11 protein-coding genes and 1 pseudogene are annotated in these 14220 nt (G+C 46.4%); 8 read left to right on the top strand and 4 right to left on the bottom strand.

The genetic code is table 11. The annotated features are described in order from the left end of the window. Positions 1 to 71: 71 nt before the first annotated feature. On the bottom strand, positions 72 to 977 hold the full coding sequence (locus tag ACJB0T_RS06635) for an endonuclease/exonuclease/phosphatase family protein (RefSeq protein ID WP_479294176.1): 906 nt from the start codon (positions 975 to 977) through the stop codon (positions 72 to 74). A gap of 166 nt (positions 978 to 1143) precedes the next feature. Between ACJB0T_RS06635 and ACJB0T_RS06630 the strand changes: the two genes are divergently transcribed. Then, positions 1144 to 2331, top strand: coding sequence for an MFS transporter (locus tag ACJB0T_RS06630; protein ID WP_479294174.1), 1188 nt, complete (start codon positions 1144 to 1146; stop codon positions 2329 to 2331). Between the two features lie 194 nt (positions 2332 to 2525). Here ACJB0T_RS06630 and ACJB0T_RS06625 read toward each other — a convergent pair. The 3 genes and pseudogenes from ACJB0T_RS06625 to ACJB0T_RS06615 all read right to left on the bottom strand — a co-directional run. After that, positions 2526 to 2879 (bottom strand): annotated as a pseudogene (locus ACJB0T_RS06625) (hypothetical protein); the annotation flags it as partial. Positions 2880 to 3310: 431 nt separating this feature from the next. Further along, positions 3311 to 4786: a Na+/H+ antiporter NhaC family protein gene (locus ACJB0T_RS06620; RefSeq protein WP_479294172.1), complete on the bottom strand. Its 1476-nt coding sequence runs from the start codon at positions 4784 to 4786 to the stop codon at positions 3311 to 3313. A 16-nt stretch (positions 4787 to 4802) separates the two neighbouring features. Beyond that, positions 4803 to 6149, bottom strand: a complete 1347-nt coding sequence (locus ACJB0T_RS06615; protein ID WP_479294171.1) for a glutamine synthetase family protein — start codon at positions 6147 to 6149, stop codon at positions 4803 to 4805. Between the two features lie 346 nt (positions 6150 to 6495). Between ACJB0T_RS06615 and ACJB0T_RS06610 the strand changes: the two genes are divergently transcribed. The 7 genes from ACJB0T_RS06610 (at position 6496) to ACJB0T_RS06580 (ending at position 14195) form a co-directional block, all read left to right on the top strand. Further along, complete coding sequence (locus ACJB0T_RS06610) at positions 6496 to 7242, top strand: gamma-glutamyl-gamma-aminobutyrate hydrolase family protein (protein WP_479294169.1); 747 nt, start codon at positions 6496 to 6498, stop codon at positions 7240 to 7242. Between the two features lie 16 nt (positions 7243 to 7258). Continuing rightward, a complete protein-coding gene (gene puuR / locus ACJB0T_RS06605) occupies positions 7259 to 7816 on the top strand; it encodes an HTH-type transcriptional regulator PuuR (protein ID WP_479294167.1) in 558 nt (185 codons plus the stop codon). A gap of 26 nt (positions 7817 to 7842) precedes the next feature. Next, entirely contained in the window at positions 7843 to 9327 is a 1485-nt protein-coding gene (locus ACJB0T_RS06600; RefSeq protein WP_479294166.1) for an aldehyde dehydrogenase, read from the top strand. Between the two features lie 31 nt (positions 9328 to 9358). Further along, entirely contained in the window at positions 9359 to 10636 is a 1278-nt protein-coding gene (locus tag ACJB0T_RS06595; RefSeq protein ID WP_479294584.1) for an NAD(P)/FAD-dependent oxidoreductase, read from the top strand. 97 nt (positions 10637 to 10733) lie between these two features. Further along, a complete protein-coding gene (gene aguB, locus ACJB0T_RS06590) occupies positions 10734 to 11600 on the top strand; it encodes an N-carbamoylputrescine amidase (RefSeq protein ID WP_479294164.1) in 867 nt (288 codons plus the stop codon). Between the two features lie 11 nt (positions 11601 to 11611). Then, a complete protein-coding gene (aguA, locus tag ACJB0T_RS06585; RefSeq protein ID WP_479294163.1) occupies positions 11612 to 12694 on the top strand; it encodes an agmatine deiminase in 1083 nt (360 codons plus the stop codon). 73 nt (positions 12695 to 12767) lie between these two features. After that, positions 12768 to 14195 (top strand): NAD-dependent succinate-semialdehyde dehydrogenase, encoded by a 1428-nt coding sequence (locus ACJB0T_RS06580; protein WP_479294161.1) that lies wholly within the window; start codon positions 12768 to 12770, stop codon positions 14193 to 14195. Positions 14196 to 14220 lie beyond the last annotated feature (25 nt).

Genomic DNA, 14220 nt, shown 5'->3' with positions numbered 1-14220 from the left:
TGTTGGATACTCACGTATATAACTAATTGAATTATCAGATTGTAGCAAGCGATTTTTCGACGCAGGGTGGGTTAGTGTCGCGATTCGAAAGTAATGGATATTAAGGCATGATCTGAGCCCACATCATCGACACCGAACGTCGGGTTAACAATGTGCTTATCGGTAAGCTGATACTCGATGAGTTCGTACATTGAGTGTTCGTATTCAGGGACGAATTCACTAGAGACCAATATGTGGTCAATGCGCTGCCCTGATTCACCATAGTAGTGGCTGCGAGGTGGCTTGATAGCATCTTGAGTTCGAATAGGTGTGCCGTGGGGGATTAGCTCCCAGCTGTCGTGGAAGTGATAGGGAGTGATGGCAGTGCGGGAATCCTGTCTGCGATGGCGCTGCTGCGCGCGAAACGGAGCAAATTCCTCCGCAGTAAGCACATTGTTAAAGTCACCAAGTAAAATAAACGGGCGTTTTGCTTCGCGCTTATGGCCGACGATTTGAGCATGCAGCGATAGGGCTTCTTGCTGACGAAGCTGAGTTGAGAGTGTAGAGCCTGCCAGCTCCTTTAACCACTCGGTGACGTTGTCACTGGAATCTTCGCCATCTATGGTCGCTCGCTTAGATTTTAAGTGGACGTTGAAAAGATCAAAGTCACCAAGTCCTTGAATCGATAGCGAGACATGCAGAGGCGGTCGACTGAATTCGCCCCTAAATGGCTCACATAGAGAGAGATTGGCCTGCTTACTTAATGGGAAGCGAGAGGCAACCGCCAATGAAGGCTTGGAATAGATGTAGTCGGCTTCAATCGCAGGGAGTTGGTTATATTCAAAGAATTCGTAGCCGAGCTCTGCCGTGAGCGCGCGCAGCGCTTCAATGGAAAACACTTCTTGAAAAGCAATGATGTCACTGTTTAGTTCGCGCAATGTGTTCTTCAACCAATGGGTTTTCTGTTGCCACTGCTTTTCGGAGTAAATGTTTTCCATCTCATAGAAAGCGAAGGGCGGTTCAACAAAATTACATAAGTTGCAGGTGGTGACTTTCAATGTATTTATTTGTGTCAAAGTATTAGACTCCATGACAGCTTATGCTTGCCACATTGTTTCAGGTCGTCAGTGAGCATATAAGAATAACGCTTTCAAAGGAATCACCATGTCTCAAGTGAAAACCGAACCTGCTTGGCGAACGCCGCAGAACTTTCTCATTATTATATCCATTATAGTGCCCATCGCTTTTTCCAGTTGGATGGCACTGCTTAATAACTTTGTTATTGAGAAAGCTAACTTTGACGGCTCAGATATCGGACTGCTGCAGAGTGTACGTGAAATTCCCGGTTTTCTGGCGTTTACGACGGTCTTTGTTCTACTGTTTATTCGTGAGCAGAAATTCATGATCATATCGCTCTTGCTGCTGACGGCGGGTACCGCGATAACAGGCTTGTTCCCATCGGTGGCAGGTTTGCTCATTACGACACTTATCATGTCTACTGGCTTTCACTACTTCGAGACTCTTAAACAATCGCTTTCCTTGCAATGGCTCAGCAAAGAAGAGGCGCCTGAGGTGCTCGGTAAATTAATCTCCGTGGGCGCATTGGCCTCGCTTTTGACCTACGCAGGTCTTTGGGTAATGGTTGAGGTTTTCAAGCTCGACTACGTATGGGTTTACGGTATTTCTGGCGGTGTTGGTTTTGTTTTGGTGCTGTTTATTGCTTTTGCATTCCCTCAATTTAAAACAGATACCCCTCAAACCAAAAAGCTTGTGCTCAAGAAGCGTTACTGGCTTTATTATGCGCTGACCTTTATGAGTGGCGCGCGACGTCAGATCTTCACAGTATTCGCGGGCTTTTTGATGGTCGAGAAGTTCGGTTACAGCGTGTCTGACATCACCTTGCTGTTCTTGATTAACTATCTGTTTAACTTTTTATTCGCGAAAAAGATTGGCCGATTCATTGGTATTGTTGGTGAGCGTAAGGCGCTGATGGTGGAGTATGTTGGACTGATTTTCGTGTTCGTAGGCTATGGCTTAGTGCAAACCGCTGAATGGGCGGCGGCGCTGTATGTGATTGATCACCTGTTCTTTGCATTGGCACTGGCTATCAAAACTTACTTCCAAAAGATTGCTGATCCGGCCGATATAGCTTCTACCGCTGGTGTGTCGTTCACGATCAATCACATTGCTGCGGTTGTGATTCCAGTGTCGTTTGGGTTTATTTGGCTGATTTCACCGTCGAGCGTGTTTTACATTGGTGCTGCGATGGCGGCTGTGTCATTGGTGTTGTCGTTGAATATTCCTAAGAAACCTGAAGAGGGGAATGAGGTTCGGGTGTTGAAATGGAGTTAGTTCAAGCATAAAACAATCTGAAGCGAGCCAGTTGGCTCGCTTTATTCTATACCGCATTATTAGACATCAAACCGATCCGCGTTCATCACCTTAAGTCACAAACAAACTTCTCATTGGCATCATCACACGCATATACTTCAGCAAGGGCGCGAAGCTGCGAATTAGAGCCAAACACAAGATCGGCACGTTTCGCTTTCCATACCCCAGTATACGTCTTCTTCTGGTTCCCAAATATCTTCACGGCCGCCCCCGCGACCATCAGCGGTACGGTAGGTACCGGCAGCGTGCCACGCCATACGAATCATAAACGGACCTCAGTGACCGTAGTCGGCCGGCCACCAACCTTGAGAGTCAGTCAGGATATGTTCAATGTCTTGTTTCACTTGCTTGAGGTCGAGCTTTTTGAATGCTTCTGCGTAATTGAAGCTTTCGTGATGAGGATTTCCTTTACGGTCGTTTTGATGAAGGATTTTCACATTGAGTTGGTTTGGCCACCAATCCACATTTTGAGTACCACGACCGCCGGTGCGTGTATTACCACCGTACATGAATGGGCATTTGCCTTAAGGAGCATTGTTATCGCTTTGCATTTTCATCTCCAGTTTTTAAAAACTGTGAACTAACGAAAGACCTCAGAATTCCTTTTGGTTCAATGGGCTATTCTGATGGACGCGTGAATCAATTTGATTCTATGTAACAGCAGCAGAAATAGCCTCGTTTAAACTCACAATAAGTGTAAATTCGCGTAACTAATATCTGCCACAGACGTTTGTTGAAAACTATTCGCTTAAAACTATCGGCTTAAAGCTATCGGTTTAAAGCTAACTGCTACATTCATTATGAGATGCAATGGGCGGTTTGAGAAATTGACATTTTCTATCCTTTCGATAGGAAAATCCTATCAAAAGTAAGGATATAAAAAAGGGATGCCTGCTGAGTGGCATCCCTTTGGGTTTCTTATTGATGTGGTAAACGAGCTTTATGCCACGACAATGAAGAATAGGGTTGTGGTAACAATACCGATTAGTGCATAAGGGAACTGTGTCTTAGCGTGCTGCATCGCAGTACAGCCAGACCCTTGCGCAGAGAGTACCGTTGAATCACTGAAGAAACATGAGTGACTGCCCGCCGCTGAAGCTGATAGCATTGCAGCGATGGTTAGGTGTAATGGCACGCCCAACTGGTCTGCAAGTGGCAGAATAATAGGCATGGCAACAGCAAACGTACCCCAAGAAGAAGAGGACGCAAATACTAGACCACCAGTGATGATGAAAATCAGTGCAGGAAAGTATTGTGCAGAGAGGTAAGGTGCAACTGATTCTATTACAAACTCTGTAAGTCCTAGGGAGTCATTTACGCTTTTCAGCATAAAGCCACCTACCACTGTAGCGAGGGGAATAAGCATGACTTTTACACCATCAAAGACGGAATCAAATAGTTCGTTCATTGAGACGAGTCTTTGGAAGCCATATAGACATAGTGTAAAGACAATCGCAACAGCGACGCCAGCAAGTAGGTCGATACCATAAAACCATGTAGCACCAACTAGCACAACCATCGGCATGATGAAGTTGATCAGGCCCATTACTGGTGATGTAGTCTGTGGCGCCTCTCCAGAGAACTCAATATCTTGAGCACCATCTGGTTTTACTTGACCATTTTGAGCACGCTCTTCAGCTTGCTTCATTGCACCAAGGTTAGGGATTTTATCTAGTGCAACTAAAATAACGATAGCAAGTGTAATCCAGCCATAAGCCATGTAAGGAATCGCAGAAATATACGCTTCAATACCCGACCCTTCATCAGTTGCACCATTAGCTTCTAGCAGAGAGCTAAAGAAAATAGCCCATGTTGAAATTGGTACCAGAATACAGATTGGAGCTGCAGTTGAGTCAACAAGATAGGCTAGCTTTTCACGAGAAATCTTATACCCGTCGGTAACTTTTTTCATTGATGAGGAGATCGCAATGGCGTTCAAGTAGTCATCAATAAAGATGATTAGGCCAAGAACGAAGGTCATAAGCATCGACTGTTTGCGGCTCTTTACCTTACTAACTAACATGTTACTAAAGCTAAGAATACTGCCGCCTTTCTCGAGCATGGCAATGAGTCCACCCATTAATGCACAGACCAAAATGATCCATGCAATGGTCCCGTCCATCATCACATCCATTGAGATGCCGATAAACTTTTCTACAACTTGGGTTGGGTCAAGTAGTAAAACCCCTGCAATGGTCCCTGCTACAAGCGCCTCTACTGTCCTATGGGTTGTTAAGGCAAACACGAGCACAAGTGTCGTCGGCAATAGGCTAAGCCACCCGTACGCGTCACCTTCTACGTGACTAAGACCTAAAGCGGTAAACCCAATTAACACGCTAGCTACAAGCGCGGTTACAAATAAGTGCTTATTCCCCGATTTCTTTGGTGGGGTTAGTACACCAGATTTCGTTGTCATAATTTCCTTCCTTTGGCTAAGCTGAGTGAAGCATCCAGTCGATTTCAAGCGGGGTAATAATGCGCTCAAATTCAGCTAGCTCACTTCGTTTGCAAGCGAGATACATATCAATAAAGTCCTGGGAGAAATACGTGCCTAACTCACTGTTATCCAGTTGCGTTAGGGCATCGGACATGCGTGTTGGCAGGTCGATGGCATTTTCACTTAGGGCTGGTGGGCACTGTTCTTGGGTATAGTTATCACTCGCTAATACTGCGGAAAGTACTACTGCAGCGAGAATGTAAGGGTTAACATCCGCACCAGCGATGCGGTGTTCAATACGACGGTTTTTACCATCGCTAATCGGTACGCGAAGTGCGACTCCTCGGTGGTTCTCTCCCCAATCTGCACGTGTTGGTACATAAGCACCGGGTACAAATCGACGGTAAGAGTTCACGTTCGGGCAAAGTAGCGCCATTGCGTCCGGGATTTGGGATAACATCGCCGCCATTGCCTGGAAGAACAATGGACTTGCTGAGTCATCCTCATTATTAGTAAACAAGTTATCGCCTTGATCGTTGATGAGGCTGATGTGCATGTGTTGACCATTTCCTGCTTCTTCGAGGAACGGCTTCGCCATAAAGGTGGCGTCAAAACCATGCTTGTGAGCGATTTGTTTGATTAGGCGTTTTGAGAAGACGATTTCGTCACAAACACGGAGTACGTCTTTCGAGTGGTTGAAGTTGATTTCGAACTGACCAGGAGCGGATTCAGAAAGTGCACCTGCTGTGTTTAAACCTTGATCGGCAGCCGCTGCGTTTAGCTCGGATAAAAAGTCTGCATAGTCATCAAGACCATCTACGTCATAAACTTCTGTGTCACGTTCTCTTTTATTCTTAGTTGGATTGATGGCGGTTTGCAGTTCACCATTCTCGCCGCGCACTTTATCGATAAGATAGAATTCAAGCTCAAGCGCCACGACAGGGAATTGATTTCTAGTGTGTAAGTTATCCACCATACGTTCAACAATATTGCGGATAAATAGACGATGTGGCGTTTTACCGTCATCTTCCATCATAGAAAGCAATACCTGACCTGTCCCGTCTTTCGCTGTCGGTAGCAGTGTTCCAGAAACAGGGAAACAAAGGTTATCAGGTTCGCCAAGGTCTTCGCCCAATCCAGCCGATTCAACAACAGCACCTTTGGTATCTAAAGTAATAGTAGAGAGGGGGAGGGCGACACCTTTAGCGAGCTTTTCAAGCGCGTCTACTGGGATGCGTTTACCGCGAGGCGTGGCGTTAAGATCGGTAAATATGACGTCTACATACTCAATCTCTGGCCAGTTTTGTCGAAAATTTTTAACTTCCTGTAAATAGGTATCCATCTTTACTACTCCTAGTTACCCTGTCTGACTGACGCTAATTGATGCAGTGTTTAACAAATTGAACACAATAACCATTAGCTAAATAGGGTTTTTCGCTGAATTTAAATTTAAGTTTCTGTTTTTATTGTGTTTTGTTTAATTCGTTGATTATTTCAACTGTGTTAAACGTTAACTAATTTGTAACAGTTGATCGGCTCTTGCTCAATATATCGAGCGAAATTAGTGTCTTTTTTGACCGAAATGGAGATCGAAGTCACGCTTTGGAATCTATTTCGAACACTTCTGTTGATAATTATGTACGTGGGTTGTACGGTTTTTGTTAAATAAATCGAACGTGAGTGTGACAATGTCTGAAATAAGAAAACCAATAATAGGACTCGTAAGCTGTAAGAAAGAGCTCGCTGGCTATCAAATACAGGCATTGAATGAGTTCTACCTTCAAGCGGTGAAAGATTTCGGTGGCACGCCCATCATTCTTCCATCGGCAATAGAAGCGGATGAATTAGATAGAGTATTGGCTGTCTGTGACGGGCTATTGTTTCCGGGAAGCCACTCAAACGTAGCGCCACATCGATACAATGGTAGTCATGAAGAGAAAAAGAAAGACGAAGCGCGTGATGAACTATCTATTCAGCTGATTCGCCGTGCGATAGACATGAACATCCCATGTCTGGGTATTTGTCGCGGCTTCCAAGAGATGAACGTGGCACTGGGTGGTAGCTTGGATCCAGCGGTACATGACTCTGGCTATCAAGATCATCGTGAAAATGAATCAAAAGACTTTACAGAGAAATACGCGCCAGCTCATCCGGTGTTTGTTGAAGGTGACGGCGTATTTAAACAGTGGTTGGTAAACGCTAAATGGGAAGATACCAGCAAGTTTGATGTCAATACGCTTCACAACCAAGGGGTTAAACAGCTTGGTTCCGTACTAAAAGTGGAAGCAAAAGCTCCGGATGGTCTTATAGAAGCGTTTAGCTTACCGGGACAAAAATACTTTGTTGGCGTGCAGTGGCACCCAGAATGGGAAGCTAAACACAATCATTTCTCACAAATTTTGTTTAAAGAATTTATTATGTCAGCTTCCCAGTAATTTAGAGGCTGAATGCATGGATAACCACCAGATTGGTAAAAATATCGCTCAACTAAGAAAAGAGCGCGGACTTTCACAGCGAGAACTGGCTGAGCGAGCGGGCATTACACATAGTGCTATCTCATCTATTGAAAATGCCAAAGTGAGTCCTTCGGTGAGTTCTCTGCAAAAAATAGTGAACGTTTTTGCCTTGTCGCTTTCGGAATTTTTTACTCTCGAGAAGCAAGAAAACAAAGAAGTAAAGGTTGTGATTAAGCCAGAAGACTTGATTGAAATCGGCAGTGAAACGGTATCAATGAAACTCGTCAATAATGGCAGCAACAAACAAGAAATTGGATTTTTAATTGAGGAATACGCTCCGAACAGCACCACTGGAGCATCCAATATTAAGCATGACGGAGAGGAAGTCGGCACCGTATTGAACGGTGAAGTCGAACTAGAGTACAACGGTGAAACCTATCTGATTAAAGAAGGCGAATCCTATGTCATCGACACGACTATCCCACACAAATTTACTAATTACTCCGATAAGGCTTGCAGAATGATAAGTGCTCATACACCAAAAGCATTCTAGCGCCTTGAGGTAACCAAGGAGAGCGTATGAAAACGCAACAACAATGGATTGAACAACGAGAAGCGCAGGTGATTGAACAGCGCGCTTTTCTTAACGGTGAATACACAGCCGCTGTCGATGCAACGACACTTGAAGTGGTCAACCCAGCCACTGATGAGATCATCGCGAACATCGCTCGCTGTAAGTCTGCCGACGTCGATCTTGCCGTTGAATACGCGAAAAGAGCTTTTAAACAAGGCGACTGGAGCCAAAGCTCCCCAGCACACAGAAAATCTATACTGACCAAGTTTGCTGATCTTATCGACGAGAACGTTGAAGCGTTGGCGCTACTTGAGACTCTTGATACGGGTAAACCTATTTCTCACAGTGTTTCCACAGACATTCCAGGCGCTGCTAAATCCATTCGTTGGTACGCAGAGGCTATCGACAAGGTATATGGTGAAGTTGCTCCAACGGAAAAAGACGTTCACGCGTTCGTATCTCACCAAGCAATCGGTGTGGTAGCGGCTGTGGTTCCTTGGAACTTCCCACTTTGGATTGGCTGTTGGAAACTCGGTCCTGCGCTAGCTGCAGGCAATAGCGTGATTCTTAAACCATCTGAAAAGTCTTCTTTGACGGCCATTTTCCTCGGCAGACTCGCTAATGAAGCGGGGATCCCTGCTGGTGTATTCCAAGTGATTACTGGCTTCGGTCATGAAGCTGGCGAAGCGCTAGCTCGTCACGAAGGGGTTGACTGCATTGCGTTTACAGGGTCAACACGTGTTGCTGGTCATCTCATGATTGCATCTGGTGAAACTAACCTAAAACGCGTATGGGCAGAAGCGGGTGGTAAGAATGCCAATATCGTCTTTGAAGATTATGCCGACCTTGATGGCGCTGCTGCTGAAACGGCTGCAGGTTGTTTCTACAACCAAGGTGAAGTGTGTGTGGCGGCTACTCGACTGCTTGTACATGAAAGCATCAAAGATGCCTTTATCGATAAAGTGATCAGCGCAGCACAACGTTTCATGCCTAAAGATCCAATGGATCCAACCTCTTCAATGGGCGCGTTGATTGACCGCGAGCACAAAGCCAAAGTATTGGATTACGTCAAACTTGGCGAGCAAGCCGGTGCGGTTGTACGCTGCGGCGGCGATGTTGAAGGAAAAGGCGCGTTCGTTGAGCCTATCATCCTAGACAATGTTAATAACCAAATGCGCGTTGCTCAAGAAGAGATTTTTGGCCCAGTACTTTGCGTTATTCCTTTCAAAACTGAACAAGAAGCCATTGCGATCGCCAACGACTCTCAATACGGTCTGGGCGCTGCGCTATGGAGTGACAACATTAATCGCGTACACCGAGTCGCCAAGCAATTAGAGGCAGGGTCTGTGTGGGTGAACAACTACAACGAGGGCGATATGACCGTCCCATTCGGTGGATTCAAAATGAGTGGTAACGGACGAGATAAGTCCATCCATGCTATTGAAAAATTTACCGAAACCAAAACAACCTGGATTCGTCTCCACCGTTAAGCCCGAAGCTGTTATTACAAGGAATAGAATGATGAATAAACATACAGATTCATACTACGCTCACTCGATCCCAAATGTAAGTGAGTACCCACAACTGCAAGATAATATTGAATGTGATGTTTGCGTGGTTGGTGCCGGTTTCTCGGGCTTGTCGTCAGCGCTGCATCTTGCTGAGAAAGGCTTTAAAGTTGTCGTACTTGAGAATGCCAAAGTAGGTTTTGGTGCTACTGGTCGTAACGGTGGTCAGATTGTGAATAGCTACAGCCGCGATGTAGATGTCATTGAAAGCCGCTATGGCGAAAAGCAAGCGAAAGCTTTGTGCGATATGATCTTTGAGGGTGGTGACATCATTCGCGGCCTTATCGACAAGCACAACATCGACTGTGACTTCAAGCAGGGCGGCATGTTCACAGCACTGAACAGCAAGCAGATGAAAGGGCTTGAAGAGCACAAAAAGCACTGGGAACGCTACGGTAACGACAAACTAAGCCTACTCGACGCCAACGAAGTTGAAGCGACAGTTGGCACAAAAGCTTACAAAGGCGCGCTACTGGATATGAGTGGTGGCCACATCCATCCACTAAAATTAGCGCTTGGAGAAGCTGCTGCCATTACAGCTCTCGGTGGTCAAATCTTTGAGCAATCCGGCGTAACTCGCGTGGAGAAAGGCGTAAACCCTGTTGCTCATACAGAAAAAGGCAGCGTAAAAGCCAAGTACATTGTCCTAGCAGGAAATGCATACCTAGGCGGCTTGGCACCAAATATCAGTAATAAAGCGATCCCTTGTGGTACTCAGGTTGTGGCTACTGAGCCGCTATCAGAAGCGATGTTGAAAGATATCCTGCCATCAGATTACTGTGTTGAAGACTGTAACTATCTACTGGATTACTTCCGCCTAAGTGCCGACAAACGCCTGCTATTTGGTGGTGGCGTAGTATACGGCGCACGTGACCCAGAGAACATTGAAGCCTTGATTCGTCCGAAGATGGAGAAGATCTTCCCGCAACTCAAAGGCATCGGTATTGATTACAAGTGGACAGGTAACTTCCTACTTACATACTCGCGTATGCCGCAGTTTGGCTCGTTTGCCGACAATATTTATTACCTTCAGGGTTACAGCGGCCACGGTGTGACGTGTACGCACCTTGCAGGAAAACTGCTTGCTGAAGCTCTATCAGGGCATGCTGAACGCTTTGATGCTTTTGCAGACCTTACCCACGTCACCTTCCCTGGCGGTCGTCATTTTGCGATTCCGTTTACGGCAATGGGTGCGGCGTACTACAACTTACGCGACAAACTCGCAATCTAATCCCAAGAAGATACAGAAACACCACTAGACAAAAAGAAGTGCCTGCAAAGACGGGCACTCAGTCAGCCCTTAGTTAAAAGAGATAAAGGAAGATCCTATGAGTAAAGTAGTTAAATTTGCTGCCCTTCAGTTGACCAAAACTTGGGACCTAGATGCAAACCTAGAAAAGATTAAAGGCGCGATTCGTGAAGCAGCAGCGAACGGTGCAAATGTAGTTGTGCCACAGGAGCTCATGGCTGCCCCTTATTTCTGTAAAAAACAAGAATCGAAGTACTTTGAGCTTGCTGAAGAAACGGATAACTGTCGTCTGATTAATGAGCTTAGCGCACTGGCAAAAGAGCTAAATGTGGTGATTCCAGTAAGCTATTTCGAAAAAGCGGGTAACACCTTTTTCAACTCTCTTGTGATGATAGATGCCGATGGCACGGTACTTGAGAACTACCGTAAGTCACACATTCCAGATGGCCCGGGTTACAGCGAAAAGTACTATTTCAGCCCTGGTGATACCGGATTCAAAGTGTGGAAAACGCAATTTGGTACCTTCGGTGCTGGCATTTGCTGGGATCAATGGTTCCCAGAGCTTGCTCGCAGCTTAGTGCTAAGTGGTGCAGAAGCCATTTTCTATCCAACAGCAATTGGTTCAGAGCCTCAAGACCTATCACTGGATTCTCGAGATCACTGGCAGCGCACAATGCAAGGTCATTCTGCGGCCAACTTAGTGCCTGTTATTGCTTCTAACCGTGTGGGTGTTGAAGTGGATGATGGTATTGAGACGACCTTCTATGGTTCATCATTCATCACGGATCAAACTGGTGGGAAACTGGCAGAAGCGCCTCGTGAAGGCGAAGCGATCATCTATGCGGAGATCGATCTTCAAGAAACTGCGAAAGCACGCCACGCTTGGGGTCTGTTCCGTGACCGTCGTCCAGACCTTTACCAAGACATTTTAAGCCTAGCGAAGTAATGAGGTGACCGATGAAACTCACCACAACACCAAAACAAGATGGTTTCTTTTTTCCGGCTGAGTTTGAGCCGGTAAGAGAAGTTTGGTTAGCTTGGCCTGAGCGCTGCGACAATTGGCGAAACAAGGCAAAGCCAGCCCAGAGAACCTTCGCGAAGGTAGCCAATGCGATTTCTGATGTCGTTCCTGTCTCCGTCGCAGTGAGCAGCGCTCAGTATGAAACCGCTAGATCGATGCTTGACCGTTCAGTGAAGCTGGTAGAAATGGCATTTAATGACTCTTGGATGCGAGATATTGGTCCTACAGTCGTTGTGAACGAGAAGGGTGAAAGGCGCGGTGTAAGTTGGCTGTTCAATGCTTGGGGTGGTGAGTTTAACGGTCTTTATGATGATTGGAGTGACGACGATAACGTTGCAGCAGCAGTGTGTGATGTCATGGGCATTGACCATTACCGCGCACCATTTGTCCTAGAGGGCGGTGCTATCCACACCGACGGTGAAGGTACACTTTATACCACCGAGGAATGCTTATTGAGCCCGGGGCGTAATCCCTCACTTTCTAAGGCTGAGATTGAAACCAAATTGGGCGAATATCTTGGTATAGAAAAAGTCGTATGGTTACCAAAAGGTCTTTTCAACGACGAAACTGATGGTCACGTCGATAATCTTATTCATGTGGTTGCGCCAGCCAAAGTGGTATTGAGTTGGACCGACGATCCGTTCGATCCGCAATACGCGTTATCGAGAGAGGCATTGGCTGCGCTTAGCGCTCAAACTGATGCTAAGGGGCGCACGATTGAAGTGATTAAAGTGCCTTTGCCCGGTCCTTTGTTCTACTCCGATGAAGAAGCATCGGGAGTTGAAGCGAGCGATGGCATGAACCGACAAGCTGGCGAGCGACTTAGCGCGTCTTACGCTAACTTTCTAATGGTAAATGGGCATATTTTTCTGCCTTTGCTTGATAGCGAGTTCGACAATATAGCGATTGAAATATTGGTTAAAGCGCTGCCCGACTATGACATCGTTGGCATCCCTACACGAGAAGTGTTACTGGGTGGTGGCAACATACACTGTATTACACAGCAGATCCCAGCCTAGACTCTGCTTACTAACTAAAAACGAAAGTGGCTGCTCAGCACAGCACTGAGCCATTGAAACAAAAGGATTCACCATGCAGAAAATTGACAACAAAAGCCTATTGGCGTTTATGGTGACGGCAGCTGATAACGCTGTTGAAGTAACCAACCCTGCAACCGAAGAGACAGTGGGTTTTGCACCACGTTCAACGGATGAGGAAGTAATGGACGCCATTGAGCGTGCACATGTGGCCCAAAAAAAGTGGGCGAAAGTACCTGCCAAAACACGTGCTGGTATGCTTAACCGCTGGTTCCAGCTGATCCTTGAAAATAAGGACGATCTTGCGCGAATCATGACGATGGAGCAGGGCAAGCCCCTTGCAGAAGCCGCAGGTGAAGTGCTTTATGGCGCAAGCTTTATTGAGTGGTTCGCGGAAGAAGCGAAACGTACTTATGGCGATACGATCCCGGGCCCAACGGCCGATAAGCGAGTTGTGACGATCAAGCAGCCCATTGGTGTTGCAGTCGCTATCACCCCTTGGAACTTCCCTATCGCAATGATCACGCGTAAAGCAGGACCGGCTCTTGCGGCAGGCTGTAGCTTTGTGGTGAAACCGTCAGATTCAACACCACTGTCTGCGTTCGCTATTGTGGAACTGGCGTACCAAGCAGGTATCCCAAAAGATGCGCTGCAAGTGGTACTCGGCGAAAGCTCTCGCAAGATTGGAGCGATCTTTACCTCGCATCCATTGATCAGAAAGCTCTCTTTCACAGGGTCAACTCAAGTGGGCAGCGTTTTGATGGCGCAGTCTGCTAAAGACATCAAGCGCACGTCGATGGAGCTAGGTGGTAACGCCCCGTTTATTGTTTTTGACGATGCAGATATTGATGCAGCGGTTCAAGGCGCAATGGCGTCTAAGTTCCGAAATGCAGGCCAAACGTGCGTTTGTGCTAACCGCTTCTATGTTCATAGCAAAGTTTATGACGAGTTTGTTGCCAAGTTCGATGCAGCTGTTCAGCAGCTTAAGATAGGTAATGGTCTAGATGAAGGCGTTAGCATTGGCCCTGTGATTAATGAAGGTGCAAAACAGGGTATCCAAGCTCTGATTGATCGTGCGGTTGAGCAAGGCGCAACACCTGTCACACCACTTAAATCCCTTGAAGGCAACTTTATGCAGCCAGTGGTGCTAAAAGATGTCTCTCACAACATGGATATCGTCCAAGAAGAGATCTTTGGGCCGGTTGCTCCTGTGATTCTCTTTGAAACGGATGAAGAGCTGATCGAGATGGCTAATGACACCATCTATGGTCTAGCAAGCTACTTCTACAGCCAAAATATCCATCGTGTATGGAAAGTGGCGGAAGCACTGGAATATGGCATGGTCGGCATTAACGAAGGCATTATTTCTACTGAGGTTGCGCCATTTGGTGGTGTGAAACAATCGGGTATTGGCCGTGAAGGCGCGAAGCAAGGTATCGACGAGTATATGGACGTCAAATACTTGTGCTTTGGTGGCAATTAATAAGCGATAACGAATAAAGGACTGA

The sequence above is a fragment of the Vibrio sp. CB1-5 genome (genome assembly GCF_059412285.1).
This window is presented reverse-complemented; position numbering and strand designations above follow the sequence as displayed.

Coding starts and splice junctions, on each gene's coding strand:
- ACJB0T_RS06635 (WP_479294176.1), bottom strand. CDS start 977: ATGGAAAACATTTACTCCGAAAAGCAGTGGCAACAGAAAACCCATTGG.
- ACJB0T_RS06630 (WP_479294174.1), top strand. CDS start 1,144: ATGTCTCAAGTGAAAACCGAACCTGCTTGGCGAACGCCGCAGAACTTT.
- ACJB0T_RS06620 (WP_479294172.1), bottom strand. CDS start 4,786: ATGACAACGAAATCTGGTGTACTAACCCCACCAAAGAAATCGGGGAAT.
- ACJB0T_RS06615 (WP_479294171.1), bottom strand. CDS start 6,149: ATGGATACCTATTTACAGGAAGTTAAAAATTTTCGACAAAACTGGCCA.
- ACJB0T_RS06610 (WP_479294169.1), top strand. CDS start 6,496: ATGTCTGAAATAAGAAAACCAATAATAGGACTCGTAAGCTGTAAGAAA.
- puuR (WP_479294167.1), top strand. CDS start 7,259: ATGGATAACCACCAGATTGGTAAAAATATCGCTCAACTAAGAAAAGAG.
- ACJB0T_RS06600 (WP_479294166.1), top strand. CDS start 7,843: ATGAAAACGCAACAACAATGGATTGAACAACGAGAAGCGCAGGTGATT.
- ACJB0T_RS06595 (WP_479294584.1), top strand. CDS start 9,359: ATGAATAAACATACAGATTCATACTACGCTCACTCGATCCCAAATGTA.
- aguB (WP_479294164.1), top strand. CDS start 10,734: ATGAGTAAAGTAGTTAAATTTGCTGCCCTTCAGTTGACCAAAACTTGG.
- aguA (WP_479294163.1), top strand. CDS start 11,612: ATGAAACTCACCACAACACCAAAACAAGATGGTTTCTTTTTTCCGGCT.
- ACJB0T_RS06580 (WP_479294161.1), top strand. CDS start 12,768: ATGCAGAAAATTGACAACAAAAGCCTATTGGCGTTTATGGTGACGGCA.